Origin of the sequence: Paraburkholderia sp. RL17-373-BIF-A (assembly GCF_046030175.1) — a bacterium.
In the GTDB taxonomy this organism is placed as follows: domain Bacteria; phylum Pseudomonadota; class Gammaproteobacteria; order Burkholderiales; family Burkholderiaceae; genus Paraburkholderia.
This window is the reverse complement of the sequence record NZ_JARESO010000004.1, coordinates 313,665-333,088: the sequence shown is the minus strand read 5'-3', so window position 1 is coordinate 333,088 and position 19,424 is coordinate 313,665. Positions and strand designations below refer to the sequence as shown.

Sequence of the window (19,424 nt, the reverse complement as noted above, 5' to 3'; positions counted from 1 at the left end):
TGCGGATTCAGCATCGGTTCGAGCGGTCAGAGCGCGACGGCGTGCCGGCTGAAGACTCGTGGCTCGCCAATCGGCATGACTATCCGGCCGTGCACCTCGTTGATCACATCGGCTGCGGACAGATAGAACGCGAGCGCCGCCGTGACAAGTCCCATGTAACCACCGGCCATTCGCAAGAGAGCCGAACCCGTCCACTCGCCACCCGCCAGCAAGCCGAACGTGATCCACAGCGCCAGAAAGATAGCCTGCAGCGCGCGGGGCGAACGAAACGTGGCCAGCCACATATAAAACGTAAACACGCCCCACAGAAACAGATACCAGCCAACGAAAGCGGCCGGCACTTTATCGTGCAGAAACAGCACGAAGAGCGCGAATGACCACCAGAAAGCCCCGTAGCTTAGAAAGGCCGTCGCGCCGAAGGTGTTGCCGCGCGGCAACTCCATCACGCCGGCAATCGCCTGCGCCGTCCCGCCGTAGGCAAGCGCGCAGGCGAGCACGAGACCCATCGACTCGCCCGAGAACCAGCCGGCGTTGATCATGCTCAGCAGCCACGTCGTCAATGCAAAGCCGGCGAGACCCAGTGGCGCGGGGTTCGCGAGTGGTGTTTGGTTCGGTGCGCTGGCCATGGCCTGCTCCTGAAGATAAAATTCAATCCGGCGATCCCGCGGCCTGCGCGACGAATCACCCGAGTTGATCGAGAATCGCCGGATTTTCCAGCGTAGATATGTCTTGGGTGATTTCTTCGCCGGCCGCAAGCGAACGCAGCAAACGGCGCATGATCTTCCCTGAACGGGTTTTCGGCAGATTCTCGCCGAAGCGGATTTCCTTGGGCTTTGCAATCGGCCCGATCTCCTTGCCGACCCAGTTGCGCAACTCATTCGCGATTCTGATCGCCACGTCACCGGTTGGCCGCTCGCCCTTCAACACCACGAACGCGACGACGACTTCGCCGGTAGTCTCGTCAGCGCGCCCGACAACAGCGGCCTCCGCAACCAGCGGATTGGCGACCAATGCCGATTCGATCTCCATGGTGCCGAGCCGGTGGCCCGATACGTTGAGCACGTCGTCGATCCGACCGGTAATCGTGAAGTAGCCCGTGTCTTCGTCACGGACCGCCCCGTCACCCGCGAGATACAGCTTGCCGCCGAGTTCTTCGGGAAAGTAGCTCTTCGTGTAGCGGTCCGGATCGCCCCATACGTTGCGCAGCATCGAAGGCCATGGACGTTTGACGACAAGGATGCCGCCCTGCCCGTTCGGCACATCGCGCCCGGTCTCATCGACCACCGCGGCCATGATGCCCGGCAACGGCAGCGTGCATGAGCCCGGCACGAGCGGCGTGGCGCCCGGCATCGGCGCGATCATGTGACCACCCGTTTCGGTTTGCCACCAGGTGTCGATAACGGGGCAATGGCCGTGACCGACGTGCTCATAGAACCATGTCCACGCAGCCGGGTTGATCGGCTCGCCGACCGTGCCGAGCAGACGCAGCGTCGACAGGTCGAAGCGGTCCGGATGAACCTTCGGATCGGAATCGGCCAGCTTGATCAGCGAGCGGATGGCGGTCGGTGCGGTGTAAAACACGGTCACCCGGTGTTTCGCGATCATCTCCCAGAAGCGGCCGGCGTTCGGCCACGTCGGCACGCCCTCGAACACGACCTGGGTTGCGCCGATTGCCATCGGACCATACGCAATATAGCTATGACCGGTGATCCAGCCAATGTCGGCGGTGCACCAGAACACGTCGCTACGTTTTGCGTCGAAAGTCCACTTCATGGTCTGCGCGGCCCACATCAGGAAGCCACCCGTAGAGTGCTGCACGCCCTTCGGCACGCCGGTCGAACCGGAGGTATAAAGGATGAAGAGCGGATGCTCCGCGCCCACCCATTCCGGCTCGCAAACGTCTGCCTCGGCTTGCGTGAGATCATGCATCCACAGGTCGCGCCCTTCGTGCCACGCGACCTTGCCGCCCGTGCGCCGATAGACGATCACGCTCTTCACCGCGTCGCAGCCGCCCATCGCGAGGGCTTCATCTGCAATGTTCTTCAGAGGCAACGCCTTGCCGCCGCGCATCTGCTCATCGCAAGTGACGAGCGCAATCGCCCCCACATTGACAATCCGTTCATTGAGCGACTTCGACGAAAAGCCGCCGAACACGACTGAATGCGTCGCGCCGATCCGGGCGCAGGCCTGCATGGCCACGACGCCTTCGATCGACATCGGCATATAGATCACCACGCGGTCGCCTTTTTTCACACCGCGGGTTCGCAGCGCGTTGGCAAAGCGGCTCACCCGTTCGAGCAACGCGCGATAGGTGACATGCGTGACAGTACCGTCGTCGGCTTCGAAAATCACGGCGACATGGTCCCCGTTACCCGCTTCGACATGGCGGTCGAGGCAGTTGTACGAGGCATTCAGGGTCCCGTCTTTAAACCATTCATAGAACGGCGCGCGGGATTCATCAAGAATCGAGGAAAACGGCGTTTTCCATTGCAGCGTTTCGCGTGCGAGACGGGCCCAGAATCCGGTGTAATCGCGCTCCGCCTCGGCAACCAGCGCGCGATAGGCATCCATGCCGGATATCTCGGCGTAAGCCGCGACACTGGGGTGTGGGAGGAATGCCTGTGGCTCCTCCAGAGTCGAATGGGTAGTTGACATCATGTGTTCCTCGCACGCTTTTGCGCGTGCTTGAAAAATGCTTTCCGGCAAGCCGTCGCGCCGCCGTGGCGCAATGACCGGGCATGGCAATAGAAATCGGTGAGGGAGATCGTGACACGAGAGATTGCTTCGTTTCCGGTGGCTGCGCGACGCCAGGACCTTGCAATGACGGTGCACGCGCAGTGACCGGAAGTCGGTACGGTGGCGTACCAGTCTGGGAAATCCGCTTCGCTACGGAGATCGCCGGCCAGGCCGCGATCGATCTAAACCCAGGTATCAACCGTAAAGACGAAGACGTAGCGAAAATTGCCTCAGGGCGTCGATGCGACTTTGTTCCGCACGATGGCACCAGTCCTGCAACTGGCAGAGTAGCTGTTCACGAGAGAGATTCGAGCGCGTCCAGATTGCCGACAGATCCTCGCGCAATTCGACGTAGACACGAAGCGTCGGGGCATGGTCGTATACCCCTTTGGGCACCGGTTGACACGCCTTGGCTTGCCCTGCCTGCCCGTCGTCGCGAAACCAGTGTCTGACGCCACGCATAAGCAGGGCTTTCTCGCGGCGGCTCGTGTATTTCACATGCACCAGTTCCTGCCGGAAGGCACGCTCAGCCGTTCGGGCATAGCTTGCCATCACCTCGAAACGGTTTCGAAGGACAGCTTGCAGCGTGTCGTCGTCGATCTCCGCTTTGCCTTTGACCAGATGCGGCCGCAGCGCCACTTTCCTGACCGTGGCCAGCCCAAGCGCGGAAAGGACGCAAATGTACATCCAACCGATGTCGAACTCGTACCATCGGTTCGACAACTTTGCGGATGTCGCATAGGCGTGGTGATTGTTGTGCAGTTCTTCGCCGCCGATCAGGACGCCGATGGGAATCACGTTCGTGCTCGCATCAGGAGTGCCGAAGTTGCGGTAACCCCAGAAATGCCCCAGTCCGTTGACCACGCCGCCAGCCCAGAAAGGAATCCATATCATCTGGATGGCCCACACCGACACACCAACGACTCCAAACAACGCGACATCGATCACGATCAGCAGGCTGATGCCGAGATTCGGATACTTCGCATAGACGTTCCGCTCAATCCAGTCGACCGGCGTGCTGTGGCCGAATCTGCGCAGTGTTTCCTCGTTATTCACTTCAGTGCGATAGAGTTCGGCACCGCCAAGCAGTACTTTCCAGATGCCCTTGATTTGTGGGCTGTGAGGATCTTCTTGTGTCTCGCACTTCGCGTGGTGCTTGCGGTGCACCGCAGCCCACTTGCCTGTCACCATGCCGGTCGTCATCCACAGCCAGAACCGGAAAAAATGGCTGACGAGAGGATGCAGGTCGAGTGCGCGGTGAGCCTGGCACCGGTGCAGGTAGACCGTCACACTGACAATCGTGACGTGCGTCGATATCAGCGTAGCCAGCAGGATCTGCCACCCGGAAAAGGCAAGCAGGCCGTCCGAGAGGAATGCGAGCGAAGTACTGAACAAGTTGGCCTTCTTTCTACAGCAACGTAGCGCCGATCCGAACGTTTCGCTGCCGATCAGTCGTATCGCGCAGCGTGCAAGACCTTCAGCATGCCGGAATTCGTAGGAGGCATCGGTACGGTGCCGCACCGGTTGACAACACTTCGTGACAGGTGCGCGCTTAAGTGGGGACAGCGTGGCGGCAGAAGTGGAGGTTCTTCGCCGAAGGTTGCCGCGCACCCGGAGCGAAATGTCCGGGATCGCAGCAACCCGGCCAGATGAGGGCTTTGCGGGAACTAGGGTGACATTGTCCCTAAGCGGACATTGAACGCGCTCATCCGCCGCGTCCACGCGTTGTGGCTGCGTTCACTGGCCATAGACGTCAAAGTCGAAATATTTTTTCGCGATCCTGTCGTATGTGCCGTCCGCGCGTGTGTCGGCGATCGCCTTGTCGATCTTCGCCTTCAGGTCGGTGTCTTCCTTGCGCAAACCGATCGCGGTGCCGCTTCCGAGCGTCTTTGCATCGTAAAGCGCATTGCCGGCAAACGCAAAATCCTTGCCTCGCGCCGTGCGCAGGAAACCGACGTCAGCCTGCACGGCGTTCTGCAGCGATGCGTCGATGCGGTCAGCGATCAGGTCGGAGTAAACCAGATCCTGATCCTGGTAAGAGACGATCACCGCGCCGACCGGCTCCCAGTAAGTCTTCGCATAGGTTTCCTGGATCGAGCCCTGCTCGACGCCAATTCGCTTGCCCTTCAGCGTTTCCGGCGTCGGCGTGATCGCCGAGCCCTTCTTCGCGACGAGGCGTGTCGGGATACGGAACACCTTCGACGAAAACGCGATCTGCGCCTGACGCGCCGGCGTCATCGACATTGTCGACAGCACGCCGTCGAACTTGCGCCCCTTCAGTGCCGGAATCATCCCGTCGAACGCGTTTTCGACCCACACGCATTTTGCGTTCAGACGACGGCAGATCTCATTGCCCAGGTCGATGTCGAAGCCAACGAGCTTGCCGTCGGCGGATTTCGATTCGAACGGCGGATAGCTCGCGTCGACACCGAACCGCACGGTCGACCATTCCTTCGCGATCGCGTTGCCGGAAGATATGGCCAGCAGCGCAATGGTCAGGCTTGCAAGCAGGTATTTCATGTTTCTCCTTTCATGATTTTTTAAACGAATGAGCGGCGGGCCCCGTTGTCGGAGCCACGTCCGGCGCGCAGCGCCCGCCATTCGACCGTAATTCGTCCGGTCTTACCAATTCATTAAAAAAATCAACTCATGCGTGCGGTGCATGTCAACACGCCGCCGGCCGGCGTCCGAGTTCCTGACGCACCTTTTTCATTCCATGACGAGATGAGCGGGCGTCGGACTGAGGCAAGGCCCAAGGAATGAAAGGCGCAGCCGTCGGGACGGCTGCGCCTTCGCCGACAACGTCAGACAGTCTGACCCGCGCCGAGGTCCGCACCTGTCGTCGGATCCGAGGCTACATCCGACGCCGTTCTCGATGCCATGGCCTGCAACACCTTCACGTCGCGTTGCGATACGTTGACGGTGGCCATGCCGTCACCGCCATCCACGGCCGGCTCCGGAGACTCGACGAACTCCCAATCCGGGCCTTCGTTCCATGGCCCACGCGGCGCATCGTCGCCTCGCGACATGTTGTAGTACACACTCGTGTATTGCGGCACGCCAGGGAGCTTGCCCTGCGGAAAGTTTGGCTGGATCGAATGCAACGCCTTCTCGAACGATTTCTGGTGGGCGATTTCTCGTGTCATCAGAAAGCCGAGTGTTTCCTTGATGCCCGGATCGTCGGTGACATTGATCAGGCGTTCATAGACGATCTTCGCGCGAGCTTCTGCCGCGATGTTCGAGCGCAGATCGGCCGTCGGATCGCCGATCGTATCGACATAGGAGGCGCACCAGGGCACGCCGGCCGAATTGGTCAGGGCCGGGCCACCACCGTACAGCAGCGCCGTCGTGTGGGAGTCGTTTCCTCCCCCCGTCATCGAACGATAGAGCTCCGCCTCCGCTTCCACGGCTTCGGCCAGTTGGCCCTTGGCACTTTTGTTCAACATCGCGACGATCGAGCCAACGATTTCCAGATGGCTCAGCTCTTCGGTTGCGATATCGAACAACAGATCCTTACGGCCAGGATCATCTTCGCCGACCGCCTGGGTGAAGTACCGGCAGGCGGCACCGAGTTCGCCCTGCGGCCCACCGAATTGCTCCAGCAGCAGATTCGCAAGACCCGGATTCGGCGCGGCGACGCGCACGGTGTACTGGAGGCGTTTGTTATGGATGAACATGAGGTTTCTCCGGTAACTGGCCCAAGCAACTCCGTACGGGTGCAGACGTGGACCTGTTATGTCCCTGTACCTGTCCAGAATCGCATGCGACCATGGATCAACCCGGACAGCGGTGCAACCAGATGGCTGCCCGCACCCAACGGTGGGCGTCCGGCTCTCAGAGCGGACGCTCTGGCGGATGCACGGCGGAAATGCCGTGCATGGCAACGCATTGCCGATCGTTGTTCAGCATGCGCTGTGCCCATCGTGCAAATACCGTTCCTCAACTGGCCATGCGGGGCCAGCACCATGGCTCTGCGGAAAAAATCAGCGAGGTGACGCCGACACCTCGTGAGTTCAATTGACAGGCGCGCCCGCAAGTACAGAAGAGTTATTTACGTGCTCGCCGCCAGGCATTTGGGTAACGGCACAGTGAATCGCTACCTCGTGCGCGGCAGTCGTACGGCGAACGCAGTTTCGCCTTGTCCGGAATGCACTTCGATCTCGCCCCCGTGAGCCTTCGCAATTTCGCGCACGATATACAGTCCGAGACCGAGGTGGCTGTCCTCCTCGTAGCCTTCCTCAGGACCCACGCCGCGCCTCAGAGGCTCAAAAATCTGTTCCATGGCTAGCGGCTCAATTGAAGTTCCGCTATTTGCGACAACGATACGAACATCCTCCGCCTCACCGGTCACAATGACATGCACCGGTGTATTCGGCGCGCCGTACTTGACTGCGTTCAGAACGAGATTGCCGAGCAATTGTTGCAGACGTTTGCCGTCCCAATCGCCCTCGGATTTGCCCCGCATCTCCAGATCGAACTGGCGATCAGGATGTATTGTGCGAAGCTGGTCCAGTTCGTCGCGAAAGACGGTCGCGAGATCAATGTGGGTCGGAACGATGTTAATACCCAGACCGAGCTTCGTCCGGTTGAAATCACACAGATCGTCCAGCAGAGCCTGCATGCGCGAGCCGCTTCGGATCAGGCGGCTCGCAGCACTCGCCACCCTCTCCCCGGCATTCAACGCGGCGAGATACGACGCTGTCATCTGGATGGTCTGAAGCGGGCTGCGCATGTCGTGCCCGAGCATTCCAAGCAACAGGTTGCGAGCCTGCTCCACTTGCGCGCTGAAAAAGCTGACCGATTCGGCGAGCGCCTGATCGATTGCTTCGTTGAAGCGGATGACGTCGTCCATGACCAGTTCCTCGCGCGGGCATTGGTCCATCCATAGCCGCAGGACGCTGGCGCGCAGAGCGCGGTATTCGGCCGTCAGTTGCCGGATGTCGAAACCGCTTCGTGCTCGAAGAATGGCATGTGTTTGTGCCGCCGTCTCCGGGGCATCGATCATTCGGGGCGCGCGCCCCTGTGATTTTTCAAGTTGTGCTTCCTTCGTCTGGGCGGTCGACAGATCCTTCGCCACTGCCTCGAGAATCTGTTGCGCGTGGTCGCGTAAAGCCGGGGATTGCATATTCCCCGCGGCTGGCAACAGGGTGCCGGCGAACGCCTCCCATTGCGCCAGGATCGCTTCCATGTTCCGCAGGATGAAGTCAGCCAGTCGCATGTGCGCCTCGAATAGTGGCAAAACCTTGAACTGCGGGGTGATGCCACGTCCATGTTACGCGGAAATCCGCCGTGTGATCGGTCCGGGTCCGCCAATTGCGTTCATTCGCTACACGATCCGGAGAAACGGCGATGAAGCCTGTCCGCTCTCACCATTTACTCATTGCAGACGACGACCCTGCTCTGCTCGCCGCATACGTCCAGTATTTCGAGCTTCACGGCTACGAGATTCGAGCCACACGAGACGGAGCCGATGCGTTATCCGAGTACTGCCGGTGGTTTCCCGCAGTGGTTATTCTTGACGTCCAGATGCCTCGACTCGACGGTCGAGAGGTGGCCAGGAAAATCAGGGGTCTCAGGGGCAAGCCCATACCATTGCTTGTCGCGGTGTCCGGGTTGTCGTCGCAGACCGAGAGGGCCGTATCGCTCAGGTCCGGTTTCGATCACCATTTCGCCAAACCGGCCCAGCTTCCGGTCATTCTTTCCGCGATTGCTTTCCGCTCACGTACCCGCGACCCGGACATCGCCCAGCTTCAGAGCCGTTGTTGACCATCCGTTCTCGGAGCATGCGCACGCCGGCAACCTCGCAGATTCAACGGGCCGCACGAAGTTCGGACGGCTCGAAATAAAAACTCCTGTTCCCCGCCAGGCGCGCGACCATGAAGTCGATAAATGTCCTCACCCGCAGCGGCTGCTCGGTTCGATGACGATAGTAGATATAGACCGCCTCGCGCTGGGTGACATGCTGAACCAGCAACGGAACCAGTTGGCCGCTCCTGATCGGCGCGATGGCTGAAAAGCTGCCGAGTTGACCAATGCCGAGTCCGGCGATCACGGCCGCCGTCTCGGCGTCGGTGTCGTTGACGCATAGGGCCGTCGCAACGTCGCGGTAGACGATTTCATCCCCGATCAGGAATTCCCACGGGGCCTGCTTGCCCGTGTTCGCGCGCCGGTATCCCGTGCAGCGGTGAGCGTCGAGTTCGTCGATTGTGCGCGGCGCGCCATGACGCTCGATATAGGCGGGCGACGCGCAGACGATCAACTGGATCGGCAAAAGCCGCCGCGCGATGGTGCCGCCCGACGGCGGAGACCCGCCGCGAAAGCCCACATCGGCGCGATCGTTGATCAGGTCGGTGAAGTGGTCGTCGAGTTGCACATCGAGCTGCACATTCGGATGCAATTCGGCGAATTCCAGAAAGTAAGGCCACAGCACCAGATGCCCTATCGCCCTTGGCGCGCTCACCCGGAGCGGGCCCGCAATCTCGGCTTTCGATCGGCGCACGTCGTCGAGCGCGGACGACAGGACGGCCAAAGCAGGCTTCACGCTGTCGAGCAGGCCCTGCCCCTCCTCGGTCAAACTCAGCTTGCGCGTGGTTCGATGGAAGAGCCGCACGCCCAGCTCCTTCTCCAGTTGCATCACCGCGTGGCTCGCGGCCTGCGGCGAAATGCCCTGATCCACGGCCGCCTTGCGCAGGCTTCCGAGTTCCGCCGCCCGGACGAATATGGTGATCGCACGAACTTCGTTCACCGCCACCCCCATTAGCAAATAAAAGTTGATTATCAGTCTAGCAATCTACGCCTAGTTCGTGCGAATCAATACTCCTATGATCCGTTCACACCCACCCCAAACGTAGGAGAAGCATCATGGTTGAACTCACGAAGAACGGCTTCAAGCGTGTCTGGTTCATCACGGGCGCGTCGCGCGGCCTGGGCGCGCTGATCGCCGAGGCGGCCCTGGCTGACGGCAATGCGGTGGTCGCCGCCGGCCGCAATGTTGCGGCGATCGTCGAGCGCCTCGGCGACTCGCCGGCATTGCTGCCCGTGGCGCTGGACGTCACGGACGAAGCGCAGGCGAAAGCCGCCGTTCAAGCCGCGCTCGAAAAATTCGGCCGTATCGACGTTCTGATCAACAACGCGGGATTCGGTTTGCTCGGCGCCATCGAGGAGTCCACCGACGCGGACGTGCGCCGCATGTACGACACCAACGTGTTCGGGCTGCTGACCGTCACGCGCGCCGTTCTGCCGGCGATGCGCTCGCAGCGCGCCGGTCACGTCATCAATATGTCGTCGATCGGCGGCTATCGGGCCGCGGCGGGATTCGGCGCGTACAGTTCGACGAAGTTCGCGGTCGAAGGCTTGACCGAAGCATTGCACGCCGAACTGAAGCCGCTCGGCATTCACGCGACGGTCGTCGAGCCAGGTTATTTCCGGACTGACTTCCTCGACACGTCTTCGCTCGTCGTCGCACGCGAGGTCATTGCGGACTATGACGCGACATCGGGCAACGTGCGTCGGATCGCTGCCAACCTGAACCACAACCAACCGGGGAATCCCGCCAAGCTCGCAGCGGCGATGATCGAACTGGTCGATGCGCAAACGCCTCCGCTGCGTCTGCCGCTTGGCACCGATACGCTGAAGGCCATCGCTGACAAGAATGCCTATGTCGCGCAGGAAACCGAAACCTGGAAGGCCCTGTCGGCATCGACTGACTTCAACGATTGATAATTGACGCGATCAGATAGACGAGCGCCGGGTGACGGCCAGCAATTCCGTCCGGAAGACAAGCCGGGCGAATTGAGCAATCGAAGCCGTCACCGGTGAGATCGACAAAATAATCGCCGTAGGCAGAGCTCGTCTCGATGAGCGGAGCGAATGGCCTATCAATCACCGATCGCTCTGGCATCTTGCTCCGTATCCGCTTGCTTACGCATCAGCAGGAGCAACGCGATAAGCACGAGGACTATCGTCAAGCCGACGAAGAGCAGCGTCGCGCGTTGAATGTCGGACATCTGCACGGCGATACCAAGGCCGATCACAGGTAGCGAGATCGCCACATAAAGCACGACGAAAAAGCTGGACGTGACTTCCGCTCGCCGTTGCGCAGGCGCCGCCGCCGCGATCTCGCCCAACCCGGCGCGGAAGCTGATGCCCTGCCCGATGCCTGCCAGGGCCGTGCCGAGCAAAAGCGCGCCGAGCGATTGCGCCGGCACGCACAGGCCGACACACATCAGCCCCACGACGAGTCCCACGCAGCCGGCCGCTTGCCTCCATCGGGCAGTAATGAACGTCTGCACGATCTGCCCGAGGGCGGAGCACGCGAACAGCAGGAACACGATCGCGCCGGTCACGATGCCGCTGTGAAAGCCGAGTACACCGCGAATCAGTTGAGGGGCGACCGCCGCAAAGAAGCCCACCACGACGAAGCCTGCAAAGCCTGCCAGCGCGGCAGGAATAAACGCAGGGCGTACTTCGGCGGGAAGCGAAATTTTCTGGACGCCGAGCTTCACGCGCGAAGGAATCGCAGCGGTCTCCGGCACGCCAAGGACGATCAGTGCGGCAACACCGACCAGCACGAGATGCGCCGCATAAGGCAAGCGCATCGGCAAGGGAAACAGTTCGACGACGATGCCGCTTAGCAACGGGCCGCAACCCAGCCCCAGCATATTGGAGGCGGTAGCCGCGAGCATCGCTTTGCTGCGCCACGCAGGCGGCGCGAGTTCGATCACGGCGACGGTGGCGGTTCCTGTGAAGATGCCGGCGGAGATACCCGACAGCAGGCGGCCGAGCATCAGAAGCGCCAGCCCGTCGCTGAGCAGAAATGTCAGCGCCGACGCGGCCGACGCACACAGTCCCGCCAGCAGCATGCGACGACGGCCTAGCTGATCGGACCAGTTGCCGACCAGCAGCAGCGCACCCAGCACCCCGATTGCATACGACGCATAGATTACCGTGATGATGGTCGGGGTAAAACCATATTGCAGCTCGTAGTACCGATAGATCGCCGTTGGTAGCGTAGTGCCCATCATGTTGATCGCGAACGCCAACGCGACAGCCAGAAATGCGATCGGGGATTGCGGTGCGGCAGAAGCGGCTTTCATGAAACGTCCCAACGGTTGCTCGAACAGTGCGCGCAATTATGGGCAATTTCTCACGACCTTGCTGACAGCTCGACGCTCATGCTGAGCGTCGAGCTCCTCTTGCTACGACTACGCTAAGCGATGGGCACATCACGCGGACGTAGATGATCGCTCCGCTTTTCGCCGTGGTCGAACTCGCGGCGCGCCAATTCCATTTCACTCATGTGGGCTTCGACCCAATCCCATATCCCGCAGATCTTGTCGAGCAGGCTGCGTCCCAATGGCGTCAGCTGATAGTCGACTCGCGGCGGAATCACCGGATGCACGTAGCGCGTAACGAGGCCGTCACGCTCCAGCTGCCGCAATGTCTTGGTGAGCATTTTCTGGCTCACGCCCTCCACCACTTCGCGCAGCCGCGAAAAGCGCATCTCGCCGTGCGTGCCGAGCGCGTCGATGACGAGGATCGTCCACTTGTCCGCGATCTGCTCGATGATGTTGCGCGCGAGGTCATCGGTTTTTTTTTGCGGGTTGTCGTGCGCGCAAGCGCCGTCGTAGCAATTAGTTTCCATGGGGAAAGTATGAAACCGTCAGGTGCCTTCTTGTGATCGCCGGATGCCGCTGAAATAATCGGCTCGCCTGCCCGTTCGATGGGCACGTCGCCGTTAGTCAGATTGCATTCGACCCGTATGCGGTGCTTTACGCAGTGCTTTGATTAAAGAGCTTCACATGACTATTGAAACAATCGCAATTGAAGGTTTAACGACCCCCGTCTCACGCATCGGCCTTGGCACCTGGGCGATCGGCGGATGGATGTGGGGCGGCACCGACGAGAAAGACTCGATCGCGGTGATCCGCCGGGCGCTCGACAGCGGTGTCAATCTGATCGACACGGCACCGGTGTATGGCTTCGGCGCTTCGGAGGAGATTGTCGGCAAGGCGCTGGCCGACGGGTATCGGCACAAGGCGGTCATCGCGACCAAGGTCGCATTGGAATGGCACGACGGCGCAGTGTTTCGCAATTCGTCGCCAGAGCGCATTCGTCAGGAAGTAGAGGATACGCTTCGGCGCTTGCGGACAGATTACATCGACCTGTATCAGGTCCACTGGCCCGATCCGCTGGTGCCGATCGAAGAGACCGCCGCGGTGCTCGACGCTCTGCGCAAGGAAGGCAAGGTGCGCGCGCTGGGCGTGAGCAACTTCTCGCCGGCGCAAATGGATGCGTTCCGCCGTGTGGCGCCGCTATCGGCCACGCAGCCGCCGTACAACCTGTTCGAGCGCGATATCGAGCGTGACGTGCTGCCGTATGCGAAACAGCATGGGCTCGTCGCGCTGGCCTATGGGGCATTGTGCCGCGGACTGCTGGCGGGGCGCATCGGCGTCGAGACGCGTTTCGAGGGCGACGATCTGCGCCAGCGCGATCCGAAGTTTCGCGAGCCGCGTCGCGAGCAGTATGTCGCGGCGGTGAAAGCACTGAACGTGTTCGCGCGCGATAACTTCGACAAGTCGGTGCTCGCGCTGGCCGTGCGCTGGGTGCTCGACCGCGGTCCGACGATCGCGCTGTGGGGTGCACGCCGTCCTGCGCAACTGGACGGGATCGACGATGTGTTCGGCTGGCATCTCGACGAGAAGGCGTTCGCGCAGATCGACGCGATTCTCGCGCAGTTCGTCAAGGATCCCGTGGGGCCGGAATTCATGGCGCCGCCGGAACGCGTACTCGTTGCGTGAAGGAGCCATCGATCATGCGAACTCATCGACGCACCTTCATGCTCCGTTCAATCGGTGCCGCAGCGCTCGCGATCACCGGACGCGCTGTCTGGGCCGCGCCCGCGCAACTTCAGGAGAGCGATCCCGCTGCGCAGGCGCTCGGGTACAAGACCGACGCCACTCACGTCGATCGCTCGAAATACCCCCATTACAGCGACAACCAGCGCTGCTCGAACTGCCAGTTCTTCCAGGGCAAGCCAGCCGACGCCAGCGCGCTGTGTGCGCTGTTCGGCCCGAAGCAGGTGAACGGCGCGGGATGGTGCAACGCCTATCAGGCAAGAACATGAACGGTGCGCGCCGGTAAGGCGATGCCATGCAGCGTCGACAGGTGCGTGCGTCGACAACAAGGAGTGGACGGATGGAACTGATTGTGAATGGCGTGCGTCACAACCTCGACGCCGACGCGAATATGCCGCTGCTATGGGCGGTGCGGGACCTGTTGGGATTGCATGGCACCAAGTTCGGCTGCGGCGTGGGCGCATGCGGCGCATGCACCGTGCATCTGGATGGCGTGGCGGTGCGTTCGTGCGTGACCTCGCTGGCAGATGTCCAGGGCAAGCCCGTGACGACGATAGAAGGCTTGGGCAAAGGCGGCGAGCATCCCGTGCAGCGAGCGTGGAAAGCCGCCAATGTGCCGCAGTGCGGCTACTGCCAGCCTGGCCAGATGATGCAGGCAGCGTCGCTGCTGAAACAGACGCCGAAGCCGAGCGACGAGCAGATCGTCGAAGCGATGTCCGGCAATGTCTGCCGCTGCGGCACCTATCAACGCATCAAGATTGCCATCAAGGCAGCAGCGGAGCAGGCGTCATGAGTGAAATCGTCAATCTGAGCCGGCGCCGGGCGCTGAAGGGTACGTTGGCGGGCGGGATGGTGCTGGGCCTGCATGTCGGCGGCGCGCGCATGGCGTTTGCAGCGAGCCCGCTCGCTTCGGCGAGCGGCGCCAAAACCGTATTTGCGCCGAACGTCTATGTGTCGGTCGCGCCGTCCGGCGAAATCGTGCTGGTCGTGCATCGCTCCGAGATGGGCACCGGCATCCGCACCAGCCTCGCCATGATCCTCGCCGACGAACTCGATGCGGACTGGAACACCGTCGAAGTCGTGCAGGCGCAAGGCGATGCGAAGTACGGCGACCAGAATACCGATGGCTCGCGCAGCATTCGCCAGTTCTTCCAGCCACTGCGTGAAGCAGGCGGCGCCGCGCGGCAGATGCTGGTGGCAGCCGCCGCTGCGCAGTGGCGCGTGAGCCTGGCGAGCTGTCGGACTGAACCCGGCCATGTCGTGCATGCGGCGAGCGGACGGCGGCTTTCATACGGTGCGTTGGCGGTCGCCGCGGCACGTCAGCCGGTGCCCGGCGTCGCCACGCTGCGCCTGAAAAGCGAGGACACGTGGCGCTATATCGGCAAGTCGCTGCCAATCGTCGATCTCGACGACATCGTTCATGGCCGGGCGACGTACGGCATCGATGTCGTATTGCCGGGGATGAAGTACGCATCGGTCGAACGTGCCCCCGTTTATGGCGCAACGCTCAAGAGCGTCGACTCGAGTCAGGCGCTGAAGGTGCCCGGCGTGCTGCGCGTGGTGCGTATTCCAGCCGCCCCGCTGCCCGCCGGCTTCCGGCCGCTGGGCGGCGTCGCGGTAATTGCGACCAGCACGTGGGCCGCACTGCAAGGACGCCGGCAACTGAAGCTCGAATGGGACCTCGGGCCGAACGGCACGTACGATAGCCACGCGTATCGCAAGACGCTTGAAGACGCTGCGCAACAGCCTGGGAAGGTGGTGCGCAACAACGGCGATACATCGGGCGCGCTGAAGAACGCCACGCAACACGTATCGGCCGACTATTACGTGCCGCACCTCGCGCACGCGGCGATGGAGCCGCTGGCCGCGACGGCATCGTTTGCGAACGGCGCGGTCGAGGTCTGGACCGCGACGCAAAACCCGCAGCAGGCGCGTACCACCGTCGCACAGATGCTCGGCGTGCAGGAGCAGGCCGTGACGATCAATGTCACGTTGCTCGGCGGTGGCTTCGGCCGCAAGTCGAAGCCGGACTATGTGGCCGAGGCCGCATTCCTGGCGCGTGAAGCCGGCGCGCCCGTCAAGCTGACGTGGACACGCGAAGACGACATACGTAACGACTATTTCCACGCCGTGTGCGCGCAGCACATGGAAGGCGGACTCGACGCCCAGGGCGCGACGATTGCGTGGTTGCATCGCAGCGTGTTTCCGTCGATCGGTTCGACGTTCACGCCGAACGTGGTGTACGGCTCGGCGGGCGAACTCGGTCAGGGCGTGACCGACATGCCTTATGAAGTCGCCAATGTGCAATGCGAAAACGGCGCGGCGCCGGCGCATACACGCATCGGCTGGTATCGCTCGGTGTACAACATTCCGCACGGCTTCGCGCTGGGTTCATTCGTCGACGAACTCGCCGCTGCCGCGCGCCAGGACCCCGTGCGGCATCTGCTCGCGCTGCTGGGCAGTCCGCGCCATGTCGATCTGCATGCGCTGGGGGTCGACTATCCGAACTACGGCGCGTCAATCGACGAGTATCCGATCGATACCGCGCGCTATGCCGCCGTGGTCCGCGCGGCGGCGGTGCGTTCGAACTGGTCCGCCGCATTGCCCGCCCGCCATGGACGCGGCATCGCCGTTCATCGCAGCTTTCTGACGTACGTCGCGGCGGTCGCGCAAGTGCAGGTTGCCGACGATGGCTCGGTGCGTGTAACGCGTGTCGATCTAGCGGTCGACTGCGGACGCATCGTCAATCCCGATCGTGTGATCGCGCAGTTCGAAGGCGCGGTGGTGATGGCGCTCGGCAACACGCTGTACAGCGAACTGACCTTCAGCAGCGGGGCCGCCGATCAGTCGAACTTCACGGACTATCGGGTCGCCCGTATCGACTCCGTGCCGGACACGCACGTGTACATCGTGCCGAGCGCCGCCCCGCCCGGCGGTGTGGGCGAACCGGGCGTGCCGCCGACATCGGCTGCGATCTGCAACGCGATCTTCAATGCGACGGGCAAGCGAATCCGGGCGTTGCCGGTGGATACCGCGCTATTGAAGCGGACGTGATCGGCGAATGGTTGAGTGCCGGAAGCAGCAGCTTGTGCGAGTCTCGCGATCACTTGATTTACCGACGGGCGACACGGCATAAGAGACGTTCCATCGGCCACGTCTCACTGTGTCGCGCCGGCGTGCCGCAATGCATCTTCCGCGGCCGGGTTGTGTTGTGCGATCGCCATTTGCAACGCGGTCCCGCCGCGCGCATCGACATGATTCGCGTCGGCGCCGTGCGCGACAAGCACGGGAATCATATCGAGCCGGCCGAATAACGCGGCGAACGACAATGCCGTTTCGCCAGCGTTGTTGATTTGATCGATGGCGCAATGCGTGTCGAGCAGCGTCATTGCAATATGCGTCTCGCCTTTGAAGAGCGCGCCCATCAGCGCCGTGTTGCCATGCCGGTCGGCGGCGCAGGCGTTGGCGCCTGCGGAAAGTAAAGCCTTCAATGTCTCCGGATGATTGTCATACGCGCTAAGGATCAGCGCGGTATAGCCTTCGGGCGTCGTCGTCTCGAGCGGGAAATGGGCATCGATCAACGCCTGAACAATATCCGTGCGTCCCGCGCGCGCCGCGGCAAACCAGTCTTCGGTGTAACGCGGCGTGTCCGTCGCGGCCGAATACGTTCCCGGCTGATACACGTGTTGCGCACAACTGGCCGTCAACAGTGCGGCCAGGGCGGCGGCCGCCACGGTCCGAACAAGGCGCCGGGCGGTGAAAGAGCATTGCATTACTACGTCCTCCGTGTGAAAGCCTGCCTAATCATTCGGGAAGCCTGCTTGCGCAGGCCTCCCGTGCAAGCTTCAGTTATCGCTCAGGTGTGCTGCCGCATCCTTCACACGGGTGACATCCGCATGGGTCGCCTGCGCGAGGCGGGTGCCGTAGTCGGCATCCGCCTTATAGAAGTACGAGAGCATCGCGTACTTGTTCGCGTCGTTGGTCACGCGGCCAAGGTCGCCCGACAGCGCCGTAATCAGATCTGTCTTGTCGGTCGCGGACAGCGTCCGGTAGTACTCGCCGGCTTGACGGAAGTCGAGCGTCTTGTGAATCGCTCTCTGCTGGGTTGTCCCCTTCAGCGGTGTCTGCACGGACTTGTACTTATCGTGCTGTGCGATTTCAGCGACTCCGGATGGCTCGTAGTTCACTTCGCCCTTTCGATCGTCCTCGTTCATCAAGCCGTCCTGGTTGTTGTTGTAGACCGGGACGATCGGACGATTGATCGGCAACTGGTTGTAGTTCGGGCCGAGGCGATACATCTGCGTGTCGGCATAAGCGAACAGGCGGCCCTGCAACATCCGGTCTTCGGACGGCTCGATGCCCGGCACGAGCCGTGAAGGCGCGAATGCCGATTCTTCCGTGGACTCGAAATAGTTATCCGGAATGCGGTTGAGCGTCATCGTGCCCACCTTCTGCTCCGGGATGGAGGACGGCCACACCTTCGTGTCATCGAGCGGGTCGAAATCGAACTTGTCCAGATCCTTCGGCGAGAGCACCTGGATATAAAGATCCCATTGCGGATAGGAATGCGCCTTGACCGAGTTGTACAGGTCGTTGGTCATCATGTTCCAGTCGGCGCCGATCGAATGCGGGATATCCTGGGGACGAATGCCTGCGACGCCCTGACGGCTCTTCCAGTGGAACTTCACGTAGTGAACTTCCCCTTTCGCGTTCACGAACTTGAATGCGTGCACACCGAAACCGTCCATGTGACGATACGAATCCGGCATGCCCTCGTCCGTGTAGAGATGCGTCAGCATGTTCGTCGCTTCGGGCGAGTGAGCAAAAAAGTCGAACGCCAGATTCGGATCCTGCACACCCGTCACCGCCGACGGTTTGTTCGCATGCACGAAGTCAGGAAACTTGATGGCGTCGCGAATGAAGAAGATCGGCCAATTGATGCCGACCATGTCCCAGTTGCCTTGCTGCGTGTAGAACTTGATAGCGAAACCGCGCGGATCTCGTGCCTGCTCGGGCGACCCGCGATAGCCCATCACCGTCGAGAATCGAACGAAGACCGGAGTCTTCGTTCCCGGCGTGAACACCTGGGCAGTGGTCAGCGAACTAAGGTCTGTCGTCGGCACGAACTCGCCGAAGAGACCTGTGCCGCGCGCATGAACGACGCGCTCGGGTATGCGCTCGCGATCGAAGCGTTGCAGCTTCTCAATGAGATGAGAGTCCTGCAAAAGAACTGGACCTTCAGGGCCCGCCGTCTGCGAATTCTGGTTGTCGCCGACCGGCGACCCGCTATCCTGGGTCATATCCGCGGCATGCGCCGGTTGAGCGATCGAGATTGCCGAGATGATTGAGAAAATGCTTGCTGCAATCTGTGTCTTCAGTATTTTCACGTTGTATTCCTGGGTTCAGTTAGAAGCCGGAGGAATCCTATTGCTCAGCTATTAGATTAGCCAATCTCTTTTTCCTATCATCTCAATAGAGGCCGAATTACTTTCAAAGATAACAATGGCGGGACGCAAGGAGGAGATGGGCGCAGTGCCTCAACACAGAACGATTGCAGGTGGTCAGTCGCTGCATGCTTTATCTGTAATGAGAGCCATTACAATTGAATTTAGTCTTTCAGCACATACCCTTATGAGCAATATGTTTTTATCTGTAATATCTGATCAGCATTCAATTATTTTATAAACCACCTTAACTAAACCTTATCATTGCGCGGAATAACGGCAATGAATGAGCGGCGTGCCCATTTGCGCAAAGGTGATTTCGACATCCGGTACTTCTGAGGCCAGCTACCCGCGCCTATAGTCAGCTCAGCTTTCGGACGCCAATCCA

Annotated in this window: 17 protein-coding genes; 6 read left to right on the top strand and 11 right to left on the bottom strand. The window is 61.2% G+C overall.

The window, feature by feature from the left end:
• Positions 1-26: 26 nt before the first annotated feature.
• The 6 genes from P0D80_RS07290 to P0D80_RS07265 all read right to left on the bottom strand — a co-directional run bounded on the left by P0D80_RS07290 (position 27) and on the right by P0D80_RS07265 (position 7,954).
• Positions 27-626, bottom strand: coding sequence for an acetate uptake transporter (locus P0D80_RS07290; RefSeq protein WP_323048661.1), 600 nt, complete (start codon positions 624-626; stop codon positions 27-29).
• A 55-nt stretch (positions 627-681) separates the two neighbouring features.
• Positions 682-2,655: an acetate--CoA ligase gene (gene acs / locus P0D80_RS07285; RefSeq protein WP_408282446.1), complete on the bottom strand. Its 1,974-nt coding sequence runs from the start codon at positions 2,653-2,655 to the stop codon at positions 682-684.
• A gap of 276 nt (positions 2,656-2,931) precedes the next feature.
• Positions 2,932-4,095, bottom strand: coding sequence for a DesA family fatty acid desaturase (locus P0D80_RS07280; protein WP_459252756.1), 1,164 nt, complete (start codon positions 4,093-4,095; stop codon positions 2,932-2,934).
• A 378-nt stretch (positions 4,096-4,473) separates the two neighbouring features.
• On the bottom strand, positions 4,474-5,256 hold the full coding sequence (locus P0D80_RS07275; RefSeq protein WP_408282444.1) for an ABC transporter substrate-binding protein: 783 nt from the start codon (positions 5,254-5,256) through the stop codon (positions 4,474-4,476).
• Positions 5,257-5,540: 284 nt separating this feature from the next.
• Positions 5,541-6,413, bottom strand: a complete 873-nt coding sequence (locus P0D80_RS07270) for a manganese catalase family protein (RefSeq protein WP_132374546.1) — start codon at positions 6,411-6,413, stop codon at positions 5,541-5,543.
• A gap of 419 nt (positions 6,414-6,832) precedes the next feature.
• A complete protein-coding gene (locus P0D80_RS07265; RefSeq protein ID WP_408176816.1) occupies positions 6,833-7,954 on the bottom strand; it encodes an ATP-binding protein in 1,122 nt (373 codons plus the stop codon).
• Between the two features lie 131 nt (positions 7,955-8,085).
• On the opposite strand from P0D80_RS07265, the gene P0D80_RS07260 reads away from it, so the two are divergent.
• Entirely contained in the window at positions 8,086-8,502 is a 417-nt protein-coding gene (locus P0D80_RS07260) for a response regulator (protein WP_408176815.1), read from the top strand.
• 43 nt (positions 8,503-8,545) lie between these two features.
• Here P0D80_RS07260 and P0D80_RS07255 read toward each other — a convergent pair whose 3' ends face one another.
• Entirely contained in the window at positions 8,546-9,481 is a 936-nt protein-coding gene (locus P0D80_RS07255; protein WP_408176814.1) for a LysR family transcriptional regulator, read from the bottom strand.
• A gap of 116 nt (positions 9,482-9,597) precedes the next feature.
• On the opposite strand from P0D80_RS07255, the gene P0D80_RS07250 reads away from it, so the two are divergent.
• Positions 9,598-10,455, top strand: a complete 858-nt coding sequence (locus P0D80_RS07250) for an oxidoreductase (protein ID WP_408176812.1) — start codon at positions 9,598-9,600, stop codon at positions 10,453-10,455.
• 158 nt (positions 10,456-10,613) lie between these two features.
• On the opposite strand, the gene P0D80_RS07245 is transcribed toward P0D80_RS07250, so the two are convergent.
• Both P0D80_RS07245 and P0D80_RS07240 read right to left on the bottom strand, forming a co-directional pair.
• Positions 10,614-11,831 carry an MFS transporter gene (locus P0D80_RS07245; protein WP_408282439.1) on the bottom strand — a complete coding sequence of 406 codons (1,218 nt, stop codon included), beginning with the start codon at positions 11,829-11,831 and terminating at the stop codon, positions 10,614-10,616.
• A 113-nt stretch (positions 11,832-11,944) separates the two neighbouring features.
• Positions 11,945-12,379 carry a winged helix-turn-helix transcriptional regulator gene (locus tag P0D80_RS07240; RefSeq protein ID WP_408176810.1) on the bottom strand — a complete coding sequence of 145 codons (435 nt, stop codon included), beginning with the start codon at positions 12,377-12,379 and terminating at the stop codon, positions 11,945-11,947.
• A 157-nt stretch (positions 12,380-12,536) separates the two neighbouring features.
• Between P0D80_RS07240 and P0D80_RS07235 the strand changes: the two genes are divergently transcribed.
• The 4 genes from P0D80_RS07235 to P0D80_RS07220 all read left to right on the top strand — a co-directional run bounded on the left by P0D80_RS07235 (position 12,537) and on the right by P0D80_RS07220 (position 16,646).
• Entirely contained in the window at positions 12,537-13,535 is a 999-nt protein-coding gene (locus tag P0D80_RS07235) for an aldo/keto reductase (RefSeq protein ID WP_408176808.1), read from the top strand.
• Between the two features lie 14 nt (positions 13,536-13,549).
• On the top strand, positions 13,550-13,861 hold the full coding sequence (locus P0D80_RS07230) for a high-potential iron-sulfur protein (protein ID WP_408176807.1): 312 nt from the start codon (positions 13,550-13,552) through the stop codon (positions 13,859-13,861).
• Between the two features lie 71 nt (positions 13,862-13,932).
• Entirely contained in the window at positions 13,933-14,385 is a 453-nt protein-coding gene (locus P0D80_RS07225) for a (2Fe-2S)-binding protein (protein WP_132374537.1), read from the top strand.
• A complete protein-coding gene (locus P0D80_RS07220; RefSeq protein WP_408282436.1) occupies positions 14,382-16,646 on the top strand; it encodes a xanthine dehydrogenase family protein molybdopterin-binding subunit in 2,265 nt (754 codons plus the stop codon). Before P0D80_RS07225 ends, P0D80_RS07220 begins: the two co-directional genes overlap by 4 nt.
• A 104-nt stretch (positions 16,647-16,750) precedes the next feature.
• Here P0D80_RS07220 and P0D80_RS07215 read toward each other — a convergent pair whose 3' ends face one another.
• Both P0D80_RS07215 and P0D80_RS07210 read right to left on the bottom strand, forming a co-directional pair.
• Positions 16,751-17,365: an ankyrin repeat domain-containing protein gene (locus tag P0D80_RS07215; RefSeq protein WP_408282433.1), complete on the bottom strand. Its 615-nt coding sequence runs from the start codon at positions 17,363-17,365 to the stop codon at positions 16,751-16,753.
• A gap of 72 nt (positions 17,366-17,437) precedes the next feature.
• Positions 17,438-18,892: a catalase gene (locus P0D80_RS07210; protein WP_408282497.1), complete on the bottom strand. Its 1,455-nt coding sequence runs from the start codon at positions 18,890-18,892 to the stop codon at positions 17,438-17,440.
• Between the last annotated feature and the right edge of the window lie 532 nt (positions 18,893-19,424).